This is a genomic window from Providencia sp. 6390, from assembly GCF_058148425.1.
Window position 1 is genome coordinate 93,361 of the sequence record NZ_JBYVYL010000007.1, and the last position, 22,759, is coordinate 116,119.

General features: G+C 39.3%; 20 protein-coding genes, 1 tRNA gene and 2 pseudogenes. 8 read left to right on the plus strand and 15 right to left on the minus strand.

The annotated features are described in order from the left end of the window. Positions 1-528 precede the first annotated feature (528 nt). The gene (locus AC3Z9T_RS15150; protein ID WP_490126932.1) at positions 529-2,466 is read right to left on the minus strand and encodes a BglG family transcription antiterminator; all 1,938 of its coding nucleotides are present in this window, start codon (positions 2,464-2,466) and stop codon (positions 529-531) included. 214 nt (positions 2,467-2,680) lie between these two features. Continuing rightward, complete coding sequence (locus AC3Z9T_RS15155) at positions 2,681-3,382, minus strand: pirin family protein (RefSeq protein WP_490126933.1); 702 nt, start codon at positions 3,380-3,382, stop codon at positions 2,681-2,683. Positions 3,383-3,525: 143 nt separating this feature from the next. Between AC3Z9T_RS15155 and AC3Z9T_RS15160 the strand changes: the two genes are divergently transcribed. Further along, positions 3,526-4,428: a LysR family transcriptional regulator gene (locus AC3Z9T_RS15160; protein WP_490126934.1), complete on the plus strand. Its 903-nt coding sequence runs from the start codon at positions 3,526-3,528 to the stop codon at positions 4,426-4,428. A gap of 213 nt (positions 4,429-4,641) precedes the next feature. On the opposite strand, the gene AC3Z9T_RS15165 is transcribed toward AC3Z9T_RS15160, so the two are convergent. The 5 genes from AC3Z9T_RS15165 to AC3Z9T_RS15185 form a co-directional block, all read right to left on the minus strand. Beyond that, on the minus strand, positions 4,642-5,037 hold the full coding sequence (locus AC3Z9T_RS15165) for a DoxX family protein (RefSeq protein ID WP_490126935.1): 396 nt from the start codon (positions 5,035-5,037) through the stop codon (positions 4,642-4,644). A 235-nt stretch (positions 5,038-5,272) separates the two neighbouring features. Next, complete coding sequence (locus AC3Z9T_RS15170) at positions 5,273-5,575, minus strand: YqjK-like family protein (protein WP_490126936.1); 303 nt, start codon at positions 5,573-5,575, stop codon at positions 5,273-5,275. After that, positions 5,559-5,963: a phage holin family protein gene (locus tag AC3Z9T_RS15175; protein WP_490126937.1), complete on the minus strand. Its 405-nt coding sequence runs from the start codon at positions 5,961-5,963 to the stop codon at positions 5,559-5,561. Before AC3Z9T_RS15175 ends, AC3Z9T_RS15170 begins: the two co-directional genes overlap by 17 nt. 5 nt (positions 5,964-5,968) lie before the next feature. Next, a complete protein-coding gene (locus tag AC3Z9T_RS15180; protein WP_490126938.1) occupies positions 5,969-6,274 on the minus strand; it encodes an ElaB/YgaM/YqjD family protein in 306 nt (101 codons plus the stop codon). A gap of 272 nt (positions 6,275-6,546) precedes the next feature. Beyond that, the gene (locus AC3Z9T_RS15185) at positions 6,547-7,209 is read right to left on the minus strand and encodes a DedA family protein (protein ID WP_490126939.1); all 663 of its coding nucleotides are present in this window, start codon (positions 7,207-7,209) and stop codon (positions 6,547-6,549) included. Between the two features lie 617 nt (positions 7,210-7,826). Between AC3Z9T_RS15185 and AC3Z9T_RS15190 the strand changes: the two genes are divergently transcribed. Together AC3Z9T_RS15190 and sstT are read left to right on the plus strand one after the other, a co-directional pair. Further along, positions 7,827-8,786 (plus strand): TerC family protein, encoded by a 960-nt coding sequence (locus tag AC3Z9T_RS15190; RefSeq protein WP_490126940.1) that lies wholly within the window; start codon positions 7,827-7,829, stop codon positions 8,784-8,786. A gap of 273 nt (positions 8,787-9,059) precedes the next feature. Continuing rightward, positions 9,060-10,313: a serine/threonine transporter SstT gene (gene sstT, locus AC3Z9T_RS15195; protein WP_490126941.1), complete on the plus strand. Its 1,254-nt coding sequence runs from the start codon at positions 9,060-9,062 to the stop codon at positions 10,311-10,313. A 49-nt stretch (positions 10,314-10,362) separates the two neighbouring features. Here the strand turns inward: sstT and AC3Z9T_RS15200 are convergent, their stop codons facing one another. Next, positions 10,363-12,384, minus strand: coding sequence for a 2,4-dienoyl-CoA reductase FMN-binding domain-containing protein (locus AC3Z9T_RS15200; protein ID WP_490126942.1), 2,022 nt, complete (start codon positions 12,382-12,384; stop codon positions 10,363-10,365). A 345-nt stretch (positions 12,385-12,729) separates the two neighbouring features. Here AC3Z9T_RS15200 and AC3Z9T_RS15205 point away from each other — a divergent pair, with 345 nt between their 5' ends. Then, a complete protein-coding gene (locus tag AC3Z9T_RS15205) occupies positions 12,730-13,326 on the plus strand; it encodes a GNAT family N-acetyltransferase (protein WP_490126943.1) in 597 nt (198 codons plus the stop codon). A 40-nt stretch (positions 13,327-13,366) separates the two neighbouring features. On the opposite strand, the gene AC3Z9T_RS15210 is transcribed toward AC3Z9T_RS15205, so the two are convergent. Beyond that, positions 13,367-14,440, minus strand: a complete 1,074-nt coding sequence (locus AC3Z9T_RS15210) for an NAD(P)H-dependent amine dehydrogenase family protein (protein ID WP_490126944.1) — start codon at positions 14,438-14,440, stop codon at positions 13,367-13,369. Between the two features lie 357 nt (positions 14,441-14,797). Here AC3Z9T_RS15210 and AC3Z9T_RS15215 point away from each other — a divergent pair. The 3 genes and pseudogenes from AC3Z9T_RS15215 to AC3Z9T_RS15225 all read left to right on the plus strand — a co-directional run bounded on the left by AC3Z9T_RS15215 (position 14,798) and on the right by AC3Z9T_RS15225 (position 16,620). Further along, a tRNA-Ile gene (locus AC3Z9T_RS15215) sits at positions 14,798-14,874 on the plus strand. Between the two features lie 525 nt (positions 14,875-15,399). After that, positions 15,400-16,110 carry a hypothetical protein gene (locus tag AC3Z9T_RS15220; protein ID WP_490126945.1) on the plus strand — a complete coding sequence of 237 codons (711 nt, stop codon included), beginning with the start codon at positions 15,400-15,402 and terminating at the stop codon, positions 16,108-16,110. A 153-nt stretch (positions 16,111-16,263) separates the two neighbouring features. Next, positions 16,264-16,620 (plus strand): annotated as a pseudogene (locus tag AC3Z9T_RS15225) (hypothetical protein). A gap of 46 nt (positions 16,621-16,666) precedes the next feature. Here the strand turns inward: AC3Z9T_RS15225 and AC3Z9T_RS15230 are convergent. After that, on the minus strand, positions 16,667-17,284 hold the full coding sequence (locus tag AC3Z9T_RS15230; RefSeq protein ID WP_490126946.1) for a MerR family transcriptional regulator: 618 nt from the start codon (positions 17,282-17,284) through the stop codon (positions 16,667-16,669). Positions 17,285-17,745: 461 nt separating this feature from the next. Continuing rightward, positions 17,746-17,865, minus strand: a pseudogene (locus AC3Z9T_RS15235) (antA/AntB antirepressor family protein); the annotation flags it as partial. A 132-nt stretch (positions 17,866-17,997) separates the two neighbouring features. On the opposite strand from AC3Z9T_RS15235, the gene AC3Z9T_RS15240 reads away from it, so the two are divergent. Then, positions 17,998-18,477: an Hcp family type VI secretion system effector gene (locus AC3Z9T_RS15240; protein WP_434171238.1), complete on the plus strand. Its 480-nt coding sequence runs from the start codon at positions 17,998-18,000 to the stop codon at positions 18,475-18,477. A gap of 222 nt (positions 18,478-18,699) precedes the next feature. Here AC3Z9T_RS15240 and AC3Z9T_RS15245 read toward each other — a convergent pair whose 3' ends face one another. The 4 genes from AC3Z9T_RS15245 to AC3Z9T_RS15260 all read right to left on the minus strand — a co-directional run bounded on the left by AC3Z9T_RS15245 (position 18,700) and on the right by AC3Z9T_RS15260 (position 22,759). Then, positions 18,700-19,410 carry a hypothetical protein gene (locus AC3Z9T_RS15245; protein WP_490126947.1) on the minus strand — a complete coding sequence of 237 codons (711 nt, stop codon included), beginning with the start codon at positions 19,408-19,410 and terminating at the stop codon, positions 18,700-18,702. Between the two features lie 486 nt (positions 19,411-19,896). After that, positions 19,897-20,868: a nucleoside hydrolase gene (locus AC3Z9T_RS15250; RefSeq protein WP_490126948.1), complete on the minus strand. Its 972-nt coding sequence runs from the start codon at positions 20,866-20,868 to the stop codon at positions 19,897-19,899. 319 nt (positions 20,869-21,187) lie between these two features. Then, positions 21,188-22,012 carry a MetQ/NlpA family ABC transporter substrate-binding protein gene (locus AC3Z9T_RS15255; RefSeq protein WP_490126949.1) on the minus strand — a complete coding sequence of 275 codons (825 nt, stop codon included), beginning with the start codon at positions 22,010-22,012 and terminating at the stop codon, positions 21,188-21,190. Between the two features lie 60 nt (positions 22,013-22,072). After that, complete coding sequence (locus tag AC3Z9T_RS15260; protein ID WP_490126950.1) at positions 22,073-22,759, minus strand: methionine ABC transporter permease; 687 nt, start codon at positions 22,757-22,759, stop codon at positions 22,073-22,075.

Here is a 22,759-nt window from a genome sequence, read left to right on the forward strand (position 1 = left end):
TCCAAGGTAATAATGCAATTAAACTGCTTGTTACTTCATGATGAATACCTTAATCGGTTCCATATGACTTGTGCAGGCATGGAATTTCCACTTAGAAGTGGAAATAAATTGGAAGTGGCTAAATGTGATTTATGGCTATTGATTGAGCTAAATGGAAAATAAATGGAAATATATTCAACATATGAATATCAAAAGGAGATAATCCTAAGTGGTTTTATCTATAATTACATTTTAATTCAGTTGGTTAACGGTTTTTGAAGTGTGCTGGAAATCACAAGCTGCAATTTCTAGCTAAGTGGAAATGGAAAAGTGGAAATAGTTAACTGAGGGGCTTTTTCATTTCCACTTGATAGGATATCCACTCAAAGCAAGTGGTTTTATAGAAAAATAAAATGATAGAAATGCGGTTATGATCACGCAAAATAACGCAATTGCTATTTTTCCGATAGTAAGTGGAAGTGGGGAGCTGCTGAGGATTTTGCTAGTCATAGAGCTCTCCACTCTTTAGGGGGAGAGCTGAGATCAGGGTTAAAGAATACGTGCTAAGCTGTCTTTGGCGATGACTTGGAACTCATTGAAGTTTTTCACAGTGATTAACCTGCGGGTGGTTTTCTCTTTCACAAAGGTGACAAATAGATCGTAGATCGCCATGGCTTCTTCATAGTCTGCTTTGCTGATTGCCAACAAGAAAATCACATATGCATTTTCTTTGCTGTCTTTATTCCACTCGATACCCTTAGGTGCCACAATCGTCACGACGACTGTTTTATTAGCAAGTAGCCCCAGTGAATGCGGCAAAGCGATACCTTCACCAAGCAGGGTAGAGACAATAGACTCGCGTTCCTGCAACGAAGGATAAAAATCAGCAGTAACATAGCCATCTTGTTGCAATTTTTGGCAAACGGTTTGGAATAGGGTTTCTTGGCTGATTTTTTCGTTAATCACCATAAAGTAACGTTCATCAAAGAAACGCTCAATGATATAAGGGCGGGTCTGATCCATCATTGCCAGTCGGCCCACTTGCTCTAATTGATAAGGGGTTGGAAAGGGGGCGATTTTAATCACAGGTTTATTTTTTTCAGAGATACGCACTGTTGTAATAACAAAATCTTCTTCTACTTGATCCAGTGATTCATACTCTTGCAGTGTTAGTCCACGGCTGAACTTGAGCTGTGGAAATTCACGCATGATTTTTGATTCAACAACTCGGAATGTTGAGTTGCCTGCATCGGTCACAACAAGTACTTCTGTTTGTCGAATAGAGCCAGCGCCATAGTTTCTTTCTAAGCTAACGCCAATATGGACGGCAAGGTAACCTAGTTCGTCTTCATTTATTGGGTAAGGAAGTAATTGCTTACTTGCACTGGTGAGTGCGCTTAAAGTGACATCATAAGCGAAAGGGTAATATTGCTTTATATCACTCAGTAGCGGGTTGGGGGTAATGATGTGATATTGAAGGCGAGTGATCAGCGCTGCAATATGGGTGTTCAGGTCTTTCTTGAGTTTTTCATCATTACGCAAGTCATAGTTATATAACTCATTAATATAATTAAGGATATATTCAACTAACTCACTGTGACTGCCACTTTTTTGCTGAGCAGCGTCTTGGTTGCTGATCCGCTGTGCGATGATTTGATCGTGAAGGTAGCTAAGCTCAGGACTAGAGAGATCGCTACCAAGGAAATAAATCAGTCCTTTTGAGACTTCATCACAGGCTTTGCGTAAGGTTTCTTCACTATCATGATTTTTGATAATAGAAGTAAGTTCATGGCCTCGGGTAATACGTAAAATAGTCACAGCACAATTGAACACTAAGTAGAGATGGCCTTCATTACTGAGTCGAATATCAAAGCGATTCATGCTGTTATGTAACACTTTATCGATATAGGTCAAATCAAGATTATCTAAGCATTCGGGCTGGAACGTGGCTAAATCATGATTGATTTGTTGTGAGAAGCGACGCCATAACGTTTCTGTCATACAAGCTCGGATCGCCCATTCGCTACCATTAAGGCGGATACCTTGATGGGGAATGCTTTCTAACAATATTTGATATTTTTGCAGATGTTCTCTGACGATACTCATATCTTGCTGTAGTGTTCCACGGCTAATAAACCACTCTTCAGCAATATCATCTAGTTTAACAGGCAAGGAAAGCATCAATAATTTTAACAATAGTGCATCGACGCGCTCCTTGCTGGTGCGAGGAATACCATTTTCTGCTTCATTTTGTTGCGTGAGTTTGGAAAAAAGCGCCTCATCATCGACTTTCAAACAATAACCACGACCACGCTCATAAATAATATGGGCGCTGTAATTTTGTATTAACTCATTAATCTCATTGATATCCGAGCGAATGGTCCGTGAGGAAACGGAAAAGCGCTTTGCCAGCTCATCTTGAGGAACAACTTCATCAAGAATACTTGCAAAAATTTGATTGAGTCGTTGTTGGGTGAATAAAGCCACAAAAACACCTTTTAAAACAAAATAATAGCTGATTAACCAAAAATATGCTGCGTATTTTGGCGGATGATGAGTTGGACTCTACCATAAGGAAAGCAATATACAGAGTATGTGGGATCATAAAATTGCGAATATCATCGCAAAAAAAGAGAGGATATTGTAAACAGAGCATTTTGGAAGGGGGCAAAGAGAGCCTTGCCCCTATCTATCAGGTTGGCTATTCGCCAATATCAATCAGTAATGCACGTATTGTGGTTGAGGAAGAGAGTGTTAACTCACTTTCATCTTGAATAAACACGCCATCATTACAACGTAATTCAAGGGTGTCACCACTGCCTGCTTTGAGGCTTGCTCCACCGTGAATTGATTGAAGATAGGCATTTTTACCTTTTAATTTAATATGCTGTGGATTGTCAGAGGTAATATTCAGCTGCGTTATCCAAATTTGTTGACGTAACTGTAAGCTATTATCTTCACCACTAGGTGAAGCAATTAACATATTGCTTGTATCTGGTACGACGATTTTTTGAGCGGGGTGGTACTCCTGCTCTGGGCAAGCATTTAACCATAGCTGTAAGCGAGTGAGTGGTTTCTCGGAACACATGTTGTGCTCACTGTAACTTAAATCAGGACGTGGTGAAAAGCGGATGCATTCGCCTTCATTGACCTTGATTTTATTGCCTGAACTGTCGCGGTACTCGGCACTGCCTTGCAGCACAAAATTAACAATATCAACATGCGGGTAGGTTTTAGGCTGAAAAGCGCTTTCAGGCGCAATAACTTCCTGATTCAATACGCGTAATGTCTTAAACCCCATAAAGTCAGGGTCAAAATAATGGCCGAAGGAAAACGAATAGCGTGCTTGTAACCAACCGTAGTCGGCTTTTCCGCAATGGTTAACGGGTCTTAATGTCATCATGGTGGTTAACCCCCCTCTATTCTCGTTTTAACAAAAATATACAAATATATATAAAATTATACCGTTATAATAAATAGCTGGACGTTGAATTGTTAGCCAGTTAATCTGTTCCCTTCATTCAAAATTCCTGAAAGAGATATTCCATGAGTAAAGAGAGAGCATTAACACTTGAATCATTAAGGGTGATGGATGCGATCGACCGTCGCGGTAGCTTCGCAGCTGCTGCTGATGAATTGGGTCGTGTACCCTCAGCACTCAGTTATACCATGCAAAAATTGGAAGAAGAGCTCGATGTGATCCTTTTTGACCGTTCTGGGCATCGAACTAAATTCACCAATGTCGGTAGGATGTTGTTAGAACGTGGGCGAGTGTTACTGGAGGCAGCGGATAAATTGACCTCAGACGCTGAGGCGCTGGCTAAAGGTTGGGAGACTCACTTAACCCTTGTTTGTGAAGCATTGGTTCCTGCCAGCGATTTATTTCCTTTAGTGGATAAATTGTCTGATAAATCCGATACACAGCTTTCTATTTTAACCGAGGTGCTTGCGGGGGCGTGGGAGCGCTTAGAAAGTGGTAAAGCGGATATTGTGATTGCACCAGATATGCATTTTCGTTCATCTTCTGAGATCAACTCTAAGCCACTATACAGCATTAGTCATGTGTATGTCGCCAGCCCTGACCATCCTATTCATCAAGAGCCTGAGCCCCTTTCCGACGTTACGCGAGTCAAGTATCGAGGGATCGCGGTTGCTGATACGGCTCGCGAAAGACCTGTGATCACGGTTCAACTGTTAGATAAGCAGCAAAGGCTAACTGTTTCCACTATTGAAGATAAACGCAATGCATTGTTAGCTGGCTTAGGTGTAGCGACGATGCCTTATCCGCTGGTGGAGCAAGATATTCGAGAAGGCCGTTTGCGTGTTGTCAGTGCAGAGTACAGCCATCAAACTAATATTATTATGGCATGGCGTCGAGATAGCATGGGGGAGGCCAAGTCTTGGTGTTTGCGTGAAATTCCAAAATTGTTTGCCAATAAAAATAAATAGTCGTCATAAAAAAGCCCCCAAACGTGAGTTGTGGGGGCAATGGCTGGGTATACTCGTCATACTTCAAGTTGCAGCGCCTTTCGTTAAGGTATGGTGACTACACTCATTCGCACTAGTCACCTACTTTATGTAGGCTCGCAGCGACTCATTCACTTGTCGCCTAGCCGCACCTCGAATTATTTATAGTATAAGAGGGCATAATGAATGACTGTCTTACCATTTTTTATTTAATAAATGGTCGATGCTGAATTTCCCTGGGCCGGTCACAGCAAGTAGTAAAAATCCGCCTGCAATTGTCATGTTTTTCATAAACATCAGGCTATTTGGCTCAACGCTGAAATCAATATGGAACAGCAGAGCAGTTAATACGGTAAACCCAGCAGTGAAAATAGCCACTGTTCTAGTCAGGAAACCGAACAGAACGGCTAACCCACCACCCAGTTCTAATAAAATGGTTAATGGTAATAAAAATCCTGGAACACCCATTGCTTGCATATACTGTTGGGTGCCTTCATAAGCGCCACCTAATTTGCCATACCCAGCAACAATAAACAGAACTGGCATCATAATACGAGCAAGTAATAAAACACCATTTTCTAAATTTTTCATGAAGATTCTCCAGCTAACTCGGTCAGCCAATGTCTAATAAATGCGATATGTGTCGCTATATAAAGTTATTTTTTAGCACTAAATGATTAGAAATCATTTGATGTACCTATAGTAATTACTTGGTGCTTCAATAAAAAGCAAAGTATATTAACAAAGATGGACAAAAAATTTGAATGATAGGTTTTGTATGAGTGAAACCTAAAGATTTAACTTCAGGTTTCAGCAGATAGGGAGATTATTTATGATTGGAATTAACAGCGCCTCGGACTGTGCGAATGACGCTCCAAGTTGCCAGCGCTTTTTTCCCTAACGAAAAAATTCGCTTTGGTCGCTTAATGGTATAGATAGAAAGTAAACCTGCGGCAGCCATAAAAATTGGTCGAAAAGTCACGATAACTTTCCATGTGCGATCATAAGGCTCAGTGGCTTGTAGCCAGTCATTTGAAGCGGTAGACAGCTCTATGCGCTGTTGCTCAATTTCCTTGATCAGACGTTGTTTTCTTATAGTGAGTAACTGACGTTTATTTTTGTTCATCATCCGACCCTACTAAAGCTTTTGAGTCTTTCTTTAATTGCTCCCGGGTTGCACCGAGCAAAGTAGACTGTTTTGCTTTATTAAGTGTCCAAATGGCGCCGATAATGGCTAATAAGATAAGAACACCTGTAGTGATCGCGAGGGCTTGATAGCGATAAACAGGATCGACAGACCAAAAGATCAGACCAAGTAAACACATTAACCCAAATGCAGTAAATAGTAGCGTGATACCCGCCATTAAAATAAGCTGGATTAGAGTGGTTTTTTCTTCCTCTAACTCAACAGCAATCAATTGGATGCGAGTTTCTACCATTTGCACTGCAATACTTGCGATACGCTGTAAGGTATTTAGGACCCCTTTGCCGGGGCCCTGACGCTGTTGTTGTTCCATACTAATTAGCGTTTAGCAAGTAATACGCCAAGAACAACACCGACAGCCGCACCAATACCGATACCTGTCCATGGATTTTCGCGAACATAGTTATCTGCACGGCCTGCAATTTCTTTAGTCTGCTCAGTGATTTTTTCACCTGCTTGGCTGAGTTTAGCGCGTGAAGAAGATAGGGCATCCTGTGCTTTATGCTTTAGGTTCTCTATTTCTTCTTTCGATTTGCTTCCGGTATCGTTTAGCATCGCTTCTAAAGAGTCTGCCAGTGATTTGAGTTCTGCGCGTAGTTCTTCTGATGAATGGTTCGATGACATGGTGAAACCTCCGATTAATCAATAGAAAAAATATAGTTAGCAGTTATAACAATAGCTATTTTTGCTGTAAGTGCAATGAGGGATTGACTAATTATTGATTAAATTAATGTAAAAGAGTATTTGATTTTAAACAAGAAAAAAAATTGTAAAAATTTTGATGTGTAATTGTTAATTTTAATTCAAATTGGAATGTCTATAAAGGATTGTTGAAATGTGGGTGATTAAATAAGAGAAAAGCGAGAAGCTGTTTCGCCTCTCGCTTAATGTTTAGTTTATTTTTTGGTGGATAGCTTTTTCTTGACCACCACAGCGATGCTACCGATAAGACCTAAGATCAATAACCCTACAGGGATCAACATCAGCACATTCATAATGTGATGTTCATATTGAAGGAAGATTGGGCTTTTACCAAAACCAAAACCGATCGCGGTTAAGATCAGTACCCAAAGCAGGCCACTCAGCCAGTTAAACACTTGAAAACGGCCATTTTGTAAACCTGCCAGCCCTGCAATTGTAGGCAGTAATGTTCTAACAAAGGCTAAAAAACGACCAATCAATAGTGCTGCTAGGCCATGGCGATGAAATAGGCCGTGAGCGCGTTGGTGGTAGTGCTCGGGGAGGTGGGCTAGCCAACCTTTCACCATTTTAGTATTACCCAGCCACCGGCCTTGAATATAGCCAACCCAGCAGCCTAGGCTTGCGCCGGCTGTTAAAATGACAATCGTCAATGGGTAACTTAGCGTACCTTTTGCAATGAGAACACCAACGAGGATCAATAAACTGTCACCTGGTAGGAACGCGGCAGGGAGAACCCCATTCTCAAGAAAAAGAATTGCAAATAACATAAAGTAAATAGCCCAGACCAACGACGGGTTGGATAGGGTTGCATAGTCTTGATGCCAAAGGGCAAAAAATAGTTCTTTAACTAATTCCATTAATGTTTCCTAAACGGCAATAACAGCAACAATCTTATTGTTGAGCAGGGAGACATGGATTATGCGAATACCTAAGTGAAAAGTCATGTTCCCTCAGGCTGTTAGTTTAAAGCATGCTCACTTTAACAAAAGCGAAAATAACTAAACAGTAAATTCTTACTCTATTTTTAGTATTCATTTAAGTTTTTCATGGGAGAAGGTTGTGAGCCCGTTGTCTTTCCTGCCGTAAATGACGTGAAAATAGGCGCTATCAGCATTTTTGAGCCTAAAAATGATAAAAAGTGATTTTTGATGGCGGACTGCTGACTGAAAAATTTTATTTAAATACTGTGTGCTAATGATTGCATTTTAGGACTAATTACCCTAAGCTTACCCCCTATAGCAAAGGGGAGTAACTTCTTCTTGTCGGTTTATCGTCATTACGGTGCACACATTGCACCCGGTAGCCGAGCATCACAATTTCCAGATCTTAGGACTATTGTGTTGTAAGTGAGACCTTGCCAGAAGGCGAGGTTTGCTCATTGTTTACAACCAAAAGTATTGTTCTAGGTTCAAACAATTTAAAGCGGCTGGCGTCTTCTGAGATGTCAGCCGCTTTTTGTTTTTAAGGAAATCATATGCACTCTGTGGGTAACCCTATTTTATGGGGTAGTTTTGCGGTTATGATCTTGTTCATGTTGCTTGTCGATTTGTTTTGGCAAGGGAAGCACAAAGGACAAGCAATGTCGATGAAACAAGCTGCGGCTTGGAGTATTCTTTGGGTCACGTTATCACTGATCTTTGCCGGTGGGTTCTGGTGGTATCTTAACGACACTGTTAGCGCAGAATTTGCGAATAGCCAAACAATGGCATTTTTAACCGGTTATCTATTAGAAAAAGCGTTAGCGGTTGATAATGTCTTTGTGTGGTTAATGCTATTTGGCTACTTTGCTATTCCTGCTAACCTACAAAGAAGAGTGTTGGTTTATGGTGTGTTCGGCGCTATCGTCCTTCGTACCATCATGATCTTTGCGGGGAGCTGGTTGGTCACTCAATTTAGCTGGATCCTATATATATTTGGCTTATTCCTGTTATTTACAGGGATCAAAATGGCTTTTGCAAAAGAAGATGATTCCCCAATTAATGATAAGCCGTTAGTTAAATGGGTACGTTCGCATCTACGTATGACAGATGAGTTGCATGGTGAGAAGTTTTTTATCAAGCGTAATGGCGTACTATTTGCTACACCTCTGATATTAGTGCTAATACTTGTTGAAATCAGTGATGTTATATTTGCCGTCGATAGTATCCCTGCTATTTTCGCTGTGACTACTGACCCGTTCATTGTCTTGACATCGAACCTATTTGCGATCCTAGGTCTGCGGGCGATGTACTTTTTACTGGCAGGAGTCGCTGAAAAATTCAGTATGCTTAAGTATGGATTAGCGGTGATTTTGACCTTTATTGGCGTCAAGATGCTATTAATGGATGTTTATCATATTCCAACCTCCATTTCTCTAGGTGTAGTAGCGGCTATTTTAGCTATCACTCTAATTATTAATGCAATCGTCAATAAAAGACATGCATCTCATTATTAACATTTAAATTCCATTTTGAATAAAAGCACTCAACATTAATGTGGGTGCTTTTTTTTATTTAATTGATTGAAAATCATCATACATTTTATTCGTTCGATCCTACTATAAGAAACAAAATACAGCTAAGATCACAGATATGTAAATATATTGTTAAAATAAATAATTTATTGTCTATATTTAAAATAATCGCCTTTTCAGAAGATAATTATTCCTTATACTGGCAAGGCAAGCACATTTTATTCCTAATAATGATAAATAATATATGGGTCTTCTATGGATACAAACAGAATGGGGTTATGGCAGGTCATAACAAGAGGCAGTTTGGTTAAACAAATACTCGTTGGTCTGATTGCGGGTATTTTACTGGCGTGGCTATGGCCCGCAGCTGCAAAAAACGTTGCGCTGTTGGGGGATTTATTTGTTAGCGCATTAAAAGCGGTGGCACCCGTTTTGGTCTGGGTGCTGGTTATGGCATCGATAGCCAATCACCGTAAAGGGCAAAAAACCAGTATTCGACCAATTTTAGTACTGTATATATTAGGTACTTTCTTTGCTGCACTGGTTGCTGTAATGGGGTCTTTCTTGTTCCCATCAAGTCTTGTTTTAGCTGTTGGTGATACTCAGCTTACCCCTCCGGGGAATATTGCCGAAGTGCTTAAAGGGCTATTGGTTAATATTTTTGCTAACCCTGTTGATGCACTGATTAAAGGTAACTATATCGGTATTCTTGCTTGGGCAATTGGTTTAGGGATCGCATTACGTCATGCGAGCGATACCACTAAGAGCATGATCCAAGATTTCTCTGAGAGTGTCACTCAGTTGGTAAGAGTGGTGATCCGTTTAGCGCCTCTTGGTATTTTTGGACTGGTTTCTTCAACAATTGCGACCACCGGTTTTGCTACTCTAAAAGGCTACTTCCATGTACTGGCGGTGTTGATTGGCTGTATGTTGATTGTGGCTCTGATTGTGAACCCATTAATTGTTTACTGGAAAATTAGGCGTAACCCTTATCCACTGGTTTTTGCTTGCTTACGTGAAAGTGGGGTAACCGCCTTCTTTACACGCAGCTCAGCAGCTAATATCCCTGTGAATATGGGAATGTGTCGCCGTATGAATCTTCATGAAGACACCTATTCGGTTTCGATCCCTTTAGGGGCAACGATCAACATGGGCGGCGCAGCGGTGACAATTACAGTACTGACATTAGCAGCAGTACATACATTAGGTATCCCTGTTGACCTTCCAACCGCACTATTATTGAGTGTTGTGGCAGCGGTGTGTGCTTGTGGCGCTTCAGGTGTTGCTGGCGGCTCGTTATTGTTGATCCCACTGGCTTGTAATATGTTTGGTATTTCCAACGAAATCGCGATGCAAGTCGTGGCCGTTGGGGTCATGATTGGTGTGTTGCAGGATTCTGCTGAAACCGCACTAAATTCATCAACCGACGTATTGTTTACCGCAGCAGTCTGTTTGGCTGAAGATGAAAAGTTAGTTGATCCAGAATCTCAGTTTTCTCAGGAAAAGTAATGAGTTATTGAAGAAACCCGCTTTTAAAAGCGGGTTTCTTGTTAACTGATTATAATTGATAGGCTACTTGCATTCCTTGTTCGATTGCTCTTCTTGCATCAAGCTCCGCGGCAATATCAGCGCCACCAATCACATATGCATTGATTCCACGTTCCGATAGCTGTTCTTTTAAAGGACGATACGGCTCTTGCCCTGCGCAAAGGATCACATTATCAACAGGTAAACAGCGGACTTGGTCTTGATGACGAATATGCAGTCCATCATCATCAACACTCATGTATTCAACGCTATTTAACATTTGTACGCCACGTTTCATTAATGATAAACGATGTACCCAACCCGTTGTTTTGCCTAGTCCAGCACCGACTTTACTGTTTTTACGTTGCAGTAAATAAAGTTGCCGAGGAGATTGGATTGGGTGAGGCGAATGCTTGAATAATCCACCTGCGGAATGGATACTTGTATCAATATTCCATTCTTGATTGAATAATGGCGGGTTCAAACTACTGCTTTGGCCTTTTTGACTTAAATACTCAGCGACATCAAAACCAATACCACCAGCACCAATGATTGCTACTGAATGACCGACAGCATGTTTACCGAGTAAAACATCAATATAGGATAATACTTTTTGATGATGAATACCTTCTAAGTGGATGGCTCGCGGCACAACACCAGTTGCAATGATCACGTCATCAAAATCAATCAAATCATCAATATCGGCTTGATGATCAAGGCGGACATCAATATTCAGGAGCTCGAGCTGACGGCAAAAATAGCGGATCGTTTCATAGAATTCTTCTTTTCCGGGGATCTGCTTCGCCATATTAAATTGACCGCCGATCTGATCTGATTTTTCAAATAAGGTTACTTTGTGCCCACGCTTAGCTGCATAAATCGCACATGATAGCCCTGCGGGGCCTGCGCCAACGATGGCGACAGACTTCGATTGTGAGGCTTTTTCATTTGGGTAGTCTAGTTCTCTAACAGCTTGTGGGTTAACAAGACAAGAGGCGAGTTTACCGTTAAAGATTTGGTCAAGGCAGGCTTGGTTACAGCCGATACAGGTATTGATTTCATCGGCGCGGTTTTCCTGTGCTTTACGAACAAATGCCTCATCAGCTAGGAAAGGACGTGCCATAGAAACCATATCAGCTTGACCAGTCGCGAGGATCCGCTCTGCAACAAAGGGGTCATTGATTCTATTGGTTGTGATCAGCGGGATATTGACTTGACCCATTAATTTTTCCGTTACCCAGCTAAACGCACTACGAGGCACTTGTGTCGCAATGGTTGGGATCCTTGCCTCATGCCAACCGATACCTGTATTAATCATGGTAGCGCCAGCTTGCTCTATCGCTTTAGCTAAGTAGATGATTTCTTCCCAATTAGAGCCATCTTCGACTAGGTCGAGCATGGATAGACGATAAATAATAATAAAGTTATTACCTACGTGCTGGCGAATTTGGCGAACAATTTCCAGTGGAAAACGTATTCGGTTTTCATAGCTGCCACCCCATTGATCTGTTCTATGATTAGTGCGCTTAGCTATAAACTGGTTAATTAAATAACCCTCAGAGCCCATAATTTCAACGCCATCATACCCAGCTTGTTGAGCAAGTTTTGCCGTATTGATGAAATCATCAATCGTTTTAGTTATTTCTTGTTCAGACAATGCTCTTGGAGCAAAAGGGGTGATTTCAGCTTGAATGGCGCTGGGGGCCACGATATGTGGATGAAAACCATAACGGCCTGCATGTAAAATTTGCAACGCAATTTTACCGTCGGCTTGATGAACTGCTTGAGTGATCTCTTGATGAAAAGGGAGCTGCTTAGTGCTATCAAGTACCGCGCCATGAGCAGCGAGTGCACCTTCTTTATTAGGTGCGATCCCGCCAGTGATGATCAAACTCACGCCATTTTCTGCGCGTAAGCGATAGAAGTTCGCTAAACGTTGACTGCCTTCAGGATGTTCTTCAAGGCCAGTATGCATAGAACCCATTAAAATGCGGTTCTTTAATACTGTGTGCCCCAAATCAAGCGGGGAAAAAAGATGTGGAAAATTGCTCATATTTTGCTCCCTTAAGGGGTCTTATTTTACTCTAAATAATTCAAGGTGCAGCTAGGCGACAAGTGAACGAGTCGCTAAGAGCATACATAAGTATGTGGCTAGTGCGAGTAAACGTAGCCAACAACGCTGTAACTTGAAGAATAACGAGCATAACAGGTCAGATGAGTTAACTTTAGCTTAATAAGATGATTAATAGAAAAATATGTTAAAAAAATGTGATATTTATCATGTGTTTTATTTGCATATAATTGCCGCAAATAATAATTGCGTATATATTTTATATTCCTGTCACAATTCACCTGTAGAAATAATTAAAGGCGTTCTATATAGAGATAGGGGTCAACCATGAAAAACATATGTCAGGTGATTGAGCTTGAAGGGAAATTTGTGCGCCTTGAGCCATTGACTCATCAATACGACCAACAATTTACTGATATCATACAGCGCGATGGTCTACACAATTTATGGTATACCTCTGTTCCTGAACCTGAAAATGTTGGCAAAGACGTTGATAGGCGACTGGGGCTTTATCAAAAACAAGAAATGCTACCATTCGTTGTGATAGATAAAGTAACAGGTAACCCTATTGGCATGACGGCTTACAATAAAGTGGATCATGAGACTCGAAGGGTTGAAATTGGGGCAACATGGTATAGCCGAGAGGTTCAACGCACCGCAATTAATACTGAAGCAAAATTTTTATTGCTACAGCATGCCTTTGAATCTTTATCTTGTGTTGCTGTAGAGTTTAGAACTCATTTTTTAAATCAGCAAAGCCGTAAGGCGATTGAACGCTTGGGGGCCAAACTTGATGGCATTTTAAGAAGCCATGTTTATACACGGACTGGCGAGCTGCGCGATACCTGTGTTTACAGTATTGTTTTGCCTGAGTGGCCATCGATAAAGCGTCATCTAGAGTGGCAAATGGTCAAACCACGCTAGCGATGATGGAGCACATTGTGCTCCAGATAATAATATTTTCTTATAAATATTCATGCATTGGTTTAGTCATAAACACATTATTTGGCATTTTCTCTGTAGTCACAAAACCAGCAGGACTCTTGATAAGAGCGGGTATGCGATTAACGAGATTCGCGCAAGTCAATTCAACCGTTGCAGGGTTATTCACTTCAATCGCAGTATTTGGCTCACCAAAAAATTGCCAACTATTTTTATCACACTCATTTGCCGTTAATATTTTACCGATACATTCAGTTTCTAATGTTATGCCTTCTGCTGTTTCGGTGATCACAACCGCAGATAAGCCTAATACATCATTTTTTTTCACGGTCATTTTTAAGGTATCTGAATAGATATCTTCAGCGGCGATTTGTGGCACACAACGTTGGGTTTGATTGGTGATAGTCAATCCTAGACGACTTGCTAACCAGCCATTCTGTGTCCACATATAAGGTGGTGCATATTCGCCACTTTCTATTTTGTGTGAGATCTCTGCATAAGGGAGGTCATTGTAGTTGCCAATTTGCTGATCAAACTCAGTAACGGTTAACCCAGCACCATGGCCTTTTGCCAGTGCAATTCCGTAATCTTCGACGTTATAGCAGCTAGAACCTTTGATCTTAGTGAGTTTATGCATTGACCCTGCCAATGTATCAATGAGAACCCCCCAATACATATCTGGGTAGCCGCTACCTGCTAATGTGCAATTCGTCGTTTTGGCGAGTTGATCGAGCTGTTTGGTAATATCAGGCGATGAATTCCATGGATAAAGGGCTTCTTCACCTGTCGAGATAGCATTAATACCTAAACGAGCAAAGAGAGAGAATGCATCATTTAAATCAGCCATGGTACTCAGCGTCGCAATCACACCAACGTCAGGTTTTAGGCGAGTTAAGGCTGTTTCGGCCTCACTTAATGGCTGAACTTTAACTCCTGTTAGTGCAGTACCCGATATTTCACCAATATCTTTACCAATGACCGCCTCATTGATATCAAAAGCTGCTACGACTTCAGCACCATGTTCTTGTAGGTAACGGATCAAGAATTTACCCATTTTTCCACAGCCGTATTGAACCGCACGTACTTTTTTCATCATTAAGATCCTATTGTTAATCATCTATCACCATATTCACCTAATGTAGATAAATATTATTGTTTTATATCAATTAATTGCGTCATTGCTATGTTTGAATTATAAAACACATTTTGTTGGGTTTTTATCAGGAATATTTCATTTTCTATAAGTTATTCGTTACAAAAATATGTCGTGGAAGTGTATTTAAAACGAGAATGGGAAAAGATAAATGCATCATTATTTTATTGTGAATAATGGTTTCTGGTGATGCTATCTTGCTGAAGAATAAGGTTGCTAAATGGGTTGGATAGAAAATCGCCATACAGTTTTGAAAGACTAGACCTGAGATAAAACAGCACGTATAATCCTTTCCACTTTGGCCCCTTAGCTCAGTTGGTTAGAGCAGTCGACTCATAATCGATTGGTCGCTGGTTCAAGTCCAGCAGGGGCCACCAAATTTATCAAGGAGTTACGTTAATAGCGTGACTCCTTAGTTTTATCTAGGATACCTATAGGATACCAGCGAACGGTATATTCAAGTAATAATAGGTAGCTTACGTCAAGAAAACAGTTGGGTCATAGCAGCCATTCATCTGTGAATTAAGAAAGTGCTACGGGTTTGAGTGCCCCATTAAGGCAACCTTGAGAGGGATCTATGGAAACTATCAAAAAGGGCTCAGACCTGCTGTCAAAACGTTTGATTGCTATGAGTGGACTTATAATGGCATTGTCAAATATTGGATTTCCTCCGATATCTGTCGTTGCTGTAAGTATCATTCTAGTGTTTATTCTGCGTGAGTAATGGCGTAACAAGCTCGGCCTAACGAAAGTTAGGCCACCTTTCTTTTCCCCTCAGCATCCCTTTAGTTATCTTTTTAATGTATTCAAAGCTTATTGAGGACACATTATGAGCTCACGATATAAAAAGCTAGAAGAAGAAGTTAGGAAATTGGAAAAAAGCTAATCAGCTTTATTTATCAATGCACAGAGAATGTGGAAATATTGATGATGACGATGCTAAGGAATATGAAGCAGATGGAGTAAAATTTATATCTTTCAGTAATCATTATCAATCATGGTATACAAAAGCATATCGTGTAATAAAACAAATAATACCAGAGCGCCTACAAGAATTTGAAAAAATGTATAAAGGTGATGAAAAAAGAAAAGAAGTGTCATTTATGAACTATTCTATATATGACTATTTACTTGGATTGCAAAGCTCTAGTGGTGGTAAAGTAATTGCATCTAGAAAAAATGCAATACAGAAGATGGAAACTCAATACCATATTTTATCCTCTGCAACTAAAAAATTTAAAAGCTCATTGTTTGATATAAATGAAGTATTACAAGCAGATCTTTTTGATACTGAACTTGATTCAGCAAACGAGCTAAATAAAAAGGGGTTCTCTCGTGCAGCTGGCGCGGTAACGGGGGTCGTTCTTGAGAAACACTTATCTCATGTTTGCTCATTACATCAATTAAAGCCTAAAAAATCAAACCCATCAATATCCGATTATTATCAGATATTAAAAGATAATGAAATTATTGATACGCCAACATGGAGATTTATTCAACATCTTGGTGACATACGGAATTTATGTGATCATAACAAAGAGCGAGAACCAACTAAGGATGAGGTTGCGGAATTCATAAAAGGTGTAGATAAAATTATAAAAACAGTATTTTAAAATATATATAGGCTCGGTTTAATAACAATTCTGTACTTCAGTTGTTATATTTCGATTTTCTATCTAGTAAATTACAATATCCCGACCTTATGTAGGATAGATATCATCTACAATAAGGGGTTCTGCCATGGGACTGACTAAATATAAAACGAAATATTAATTTACTTCGAGCCTGAGAACTGCGAATGGACCACCTTTGTAATATGACAACCACCCTTTGATATATCAGATATCGCCTACCTACTTCATGGCATGGCTTCATTTGATAAAAAAAGCCTGATTGAAACCACGCGCTGAACACTTGATAGCATGGTGGCTGATGGCCTATTGGACAAAGTCTCCAGCTATGAGCGGCGTCAAAATCTGCATCATGGCTCGTCGGATTCGGCAGAAGTAAATTGTGTAGTTGCTCGATATGGATTACCTAATCAGTGCCGGCTGATAAAAGCACAAGAGAGCCTCACGGATAGAGGCTATATCGATGCTGAATATACTGCGATGAGTGAGTGAAGATAGGCTGCTCCCCTCTTTTCATTGGTAGGCACCACTAAAATGATCATACCTCTTTAATTTTACTCTCCATCAGGTCTATCAGGTTATTCACCTCGCCGATCAGCAATTGCTTTATTTCGTGCTGGTCAGTCATCACAGCCAATTCAGGCGCTAGGCGTGCAGGCCAAGTGTGCATTAAACTTGTCACAGCAGCACCGCAAGCACGGGCATCTTGTGCTACAAGCTCCTTACTGATCAGTTCGCCTTGTGCTTTACGTACCTCAATGTCTGCTAATGCCGCTAGGCGAGCCTCTCGAATTGCACGAGAACGAACAATCCTATCCGCATCTGGCAGATCATTAAAATCACCTCCCAGCAGTGAATTTAGCCAAGAATCAACGTTTGTTACAGCCTCTTTAAGTGGCTCCATTTCACCGTTAAAGTTGGCATTTGGTACATAGGCAGCAGTGGCTTGTTTTGATAATGCTTGGTTAATTTTTCGATTGTTCAGATGTGCTAAGCCACATACTCTCTTGGCATCTTCATAAATGAATAAGGGCTTTCCTGTTTCCGTTTTATCGGCAGGGATAAGCTGACCTGTTTTCACATATTTTGAAACAGCTGCTTTACTGACTGAAAATTCACGAGCAATTTGTGCTTGAGTTAAGAGATCTGCTTTCATTTAACACCTCTGATAAAAACCGGAAAAAGCGAAAAAATTCACAGCCTAGGTAAAAATAAAAAGTTCACGGTAAAATGGAAAAAAACGCTATCGTGAACAAATTAAAAAATAATTTAATAATTAAAAATCAAGTGGATAGAATAAAACATCCTCAGAAAAGTTAATCCGAAATTTTTTCGTAGGTCTGTCTAAATGCTGCGAGTCGCAAGCCCCCGCAGTCGTTTTACCTCGTCACAGTACCTTGACGGGGGGGAAGGGGGCGGTATAGGATGGGGTATAACGATTATGACCATTAAAAAGCCACCGCAACTTAGCAGAGGCAATGTATAAACATTATTTTTCGACAGTTATCTCATAGGTCTTGCTAAAGTCTTTACTAGGATACATAGTGCCATAGGTGGAGGCTCCTATATCAATGGTAATCTTACCTTTTTCTTTGGAACACCAGAAAGGGTCTTGTATTATTCATTAAGTAAGCAGTGAATATTAAAGTCATCATCTGATTGATAATCTATTCTTTCAGAAAAGATATACTTATTGATACTCTCAATAATCCAAGTGGAAAAATTATGCCCTACACCTAACGCTTCGAACTAAAGTAACTATTTATAAAATTTGATTATTTTTTATAGCAAACTTGGTGTCGTTTGTTTAAATAATTTAGCTTAGGTGATATAGTTCGGCGCTGATTTCCAATTTAGAGAGGCTTTATTGTGTCAAATATTACTTATTTAAGTTTAACGGGTAAAACACAAGGATTAATATCTTCTAAATGCTCAACCTTAGAATCAATCGGAAATAGATATCAAATAGGGCATGAGGATCAAATTCAAGTATTGAGTATGGGGCATACAATTACAAGGGCACAAAATGCATCACATCATCCATTACAAATTATCAAACTTATCGATAAATCATCCCCTCTGCTAGGTGTTGCAATTACTAATAATGAATTATTAGAAGCTATCTTTACTTGTTACAGAACCAATCAAACAGGACATCTTGAAGCTTATTATAAAGTAAAGCTTACAAAAGCCACAATTCTTGAAATAACCTCAACATATACAAACACTATTAATTCCGAAGGTATATTACCACACGAGAAATTGTTATTAAGTTATGAATCCATTACATGGGAACATCTAGTTTCAGGCACAAGCGGTTATTCAATAAAAGAGTCAGACATATTCTAAAATCGACAGTAGTCCAAACAGCAGGGCTACTGTCACCTTGATTTACTCTTTTTTAGATAAAATCTTATCACAAAATAAATAAGAATTATCGAACCTGCTAAAATGGAGGGTATTTTTGTGATAGGTATGAGCAATAATGAAAAGACAAAAAAAATCACAATTGCGCCCTTTATATCTAGAAATAATTCGGATAGAAAAATTTTTAAAAATTTAGGCATGTTTTTACCCGTAGAAAACTTTCATGAACGCCTGATAAACATCAATCACCCTATTTCTAGTCTTGCTAATTAAATGTAGTCCACACCCTAACCGCTCTTCGACAAGAAAATAAAGCATTTCAATTCCCGAAATATATAATGACCAATAATAAATCGGATTCTGTATTCTTAATCGTTCCTTCGCTAAAGATGCCTTTTCAAGAAAGCCATAGGAGCCAAAGGCCATAATAGCACCACCAATTACACCTCGAGAAACTAATTTTAGCGCTTCACTTTTTAAAATAAGTGAATAAATAGCTTCAGAAATAGCAACCCTAATAGCCATAGAAGTAACATATTTAGATGACAAATGCGTAGTTATAGCTAAAGCAGCAGATAGTTTTTCATAAAGAAATTCCATTTCTTTTTCGGTTAAACCTGCAACGCACTGTTCAACAAAAATATTAATCATCTCTTGAATTGGATCTCTGCCTTGCATATACATCCACCAGGCTTTAGTAAAACGAGTATCCTCCTCCCATAAATTGACACCAACATCTTTATAATCATCGAAAAAAAGCGATCCGTATCTTACTGACCGATCAAATCCCATTCCCGCTTGCTCAACAGTATGTTTCGCAGTATCACTAACGCCGTGTACTGCATTCTCAAGATATATACCTAGTTGTCTATCAGATTCAATCTTTCTAGCAACCGCTTTACCATAGTAGCTCATAGTTATTTCTTTTCTTAAGTTAAATTTCTTTTAATACTACCAGAGCAATGATAGATCAACTAACATTTATATGAGCTTCATCAATACCATTCATTGAAAAGTATCTATAAATTATAATCATTTCACGCTTATGACCGAAAAATAACCAAATCGGCGATATTCGCTGTTATTTAACATATTGATTATTCTTTATTTGAATGGCTTTGGTATAGGTAGCTATTCAATTTAGGGTGTTTATAAGTAATATAGGGTATATAGAGAATGGTCTAACTTTTTGAAATTAAACAAAAAGTATTTTAGGTAATTTATACTCAAGAAACTCATAATCGATTGGTCGCTGGTTCAAGTCCAGCAGGGGCCACCAAATTTTAGCTGTTAAATCAGCACATTAAGCCACTTCTTAGTAAGTGGCTTTTTTGTTTTTAAAGGTCACTGACCTTTTTGTCTCATTAGTTTTTATGTTACATAGACAAGGATGTAATAAGGCTATATCTCTTGATAAACTAAATTAGGGGTTATAGCTGGACGGCTAAAGCCGGAAGGCATTGTTTTATCAAGTGTAGCAATGCGCTCTGCAATTAAAGACATCAATTTCGAGCTATTTACATCGGTAACAATGGTACATTTTGGCTTGATACCTTTTGTTTTTTCATTATTAATTAATAAACTATGACCAAATAGTGTCTTAGACTCACACTCAATATAAATATCTCCTTCTATAGATGTAAACATCTCTGGCTGAATGAGATAGGCAATGACACAAGGATCATGAAGGAATGGGTCAAATTCAGCATATTTCCGAGACATCGCAGCGGTTGTCTGAGCAATATAACCTTTCTTTTCTAATGAACTACAAAGGCCTGATCTAATATCTGCTTTTGTTGTTACATCCAATCCAAGCATAGTGATATGGCGAGCGTTTTCAAAAACAATATGAGCAGCGTGAGGGTCAACATAAAAATTAAATTCTGCCGCTGGAGTGACATTTCCTTGAGTGAATGCTGCGCCTCCCATTAAGACAATATCTTTTACACAATCGGCTAGCCTTGGTTCTTTGATCATTGCCATTGCAATATTGGTTAGCGGAGCGATAGGGCAAAGTGTTATTTCACCTGGATTGGACATTACAGTATCAATGATAAAGTCAATCGCATGCCCCGCATAGTCAGGTGTGTTTGATTCGGGTAATGTGATACCTGAAAGTCCATCTTCACCATGTACATCAGTATGATTGCTACACCTTGTCATGATTGGGTGAGAGCAACCTTTAGCGAGAGGGATATCAGTTCTTTTCGCTAATGCTAGCAATCGTTTCGCATTATTATGGACTTTATCTAATCCAACATTTCCAGCGACAGTAGTAACTCCAACTAGCTCAATTTCAGGCGATGCAAGAGCTAAGAAAATAGCAACGGCATCATCAACACCCGGATCGCTATCAATAATAATTTTATGCATTAGTAACTCCTCAATTTATGTTTTATGTAAAAGTGCTAACCATAGTTATTAGTAAATAATTGGGGGGTTTAACCATAAATTCGATTTTTTATTCTAAATCTACAACTTTTACTGTGATTGGATTGACACGAAATGCTTTTTGAAGTGGTCGATTTATGGTTTGTTGGATACTAATGTTTTTATTTCTACCGTAAAACTAACATTTTTTAAAAATACGATGTCATACAAGTTTTAAAGGGTTATTTAAATAAATCTAGGTTAAATAGCACATTATTTATTGCTATTTAACCTAGATTAAAATTAAGCGTTTGATTAATTATTAAGGAACTGGAACTGCCTCACCTTTAAAATTATCTAAAATAAATTTTTTAGTTTCTGGACTTTTTAACGCAGTCATTAGCTGTTGGATCCGTGGGTCATCTTTATTATCTTCTCGAGCAACGATGACGTTGGCAAATTTGCTGTTTGCTGCGGGCTCTGTGTAGATAACATCTTTGCTCAGATCTAACCCTGCATTAATCGCAAAATGGCCATCTATAGAAGCAACATCAGCTTCACCATTTTTATAGATCTGTGGCATTAGTGGGGCATCGTAGGTGAATAAAAATTGTAGGTTACGTGGGTTTTCTACAACATCGTCGATAGTGGCATCATCAGGATCGATACCACTACGAATTTTGATCAAACCCTCATCTTGGAACAATTTTAATATATGTCCATGCTGAGCAATGTTATTACTGCTCATGACTTTTGCCCCATTTGGTAGCGCTTGCAGGCTCTTATGTTTTTGTGAAAAGAAACGGTATGGGTGCATATGCACGGCACCGACAGAAGTTAATTTCCAATCGGGATGATCGGCTAAGGTTTTATTTAAATAAGGAACGTGCTGGAAAAAATTGGCATCCAATTCTTTTTCTGCCAGTGCTTGATTTGGGATAATATAATCATTAAAGACTCTAATATCTAAATCAACCCCTTCTTTTTCCAATTGAGGTTTAATAAATTCTAATATTTCAGCATGGGGTGTAGAAGAGGCTCCAATAATCAGCTTATTATGCTTTTCCTGTTGATCTGGTTGGCAAGCTGTTAATACCAAACCTGTAACTAATAATATTCCAAAACGTTTTACTGTATTTAATAGCATAATATAAATTCCTATATTCCGTATGAATTTGAATAAAATTAATAATTTCTTGAAGTTTGATTAACGTTTATCAATCCACCGGACAAGGGTGTCCCCCGTAACTTGTATACATAATACAATGGCTAAAATAACCAGTGTTGCAGCCCAAACGACATCCATATGGCTACGCTGAAACCCTTCTAAATAGGCGAGATTGCCTAAACCACCGGCACCAATAGCACCGGCTATTGCTGTTCCACCAACCAGTGAAATTAAAGTGACAGTTAAGCCTGAAATTAATGCAGGCGAAGATTCGGGGATCAATACATTAAAGATCAACGTATGTAATTTAGCTCCCATTGATTGGCTTGCTTCGATCACACCCTTATCAACCTCTCGTAAAGCAATCTCTACCAATCTTGCATAGAATGCACTCGCAGAGATAACGAGTGCAGGTAATGCCGCATTCACGCCAAGAATGGTACCTATGATCCACTTGGTAAATGGAAATAATAAAATAATTAAAATAATAAAAGGTACAGCTCTAAATATATTAACGATAAAGGATAATATACGATAGACAGTAATATTTTCTTTCTCACCATCTTTAGCCGTTAAAAATAAGAAAATGCCAATTAAAATGCCTAAAATACAGGATAATGCTCCTGATATTAAAGTCATGTATAATGTGTTCGCAGTTTCAACTCCAAGTATGTTTAATTTTAAATTGGGTAAGTAAATGCTTACCCAATGCTGTACTCCATCCAT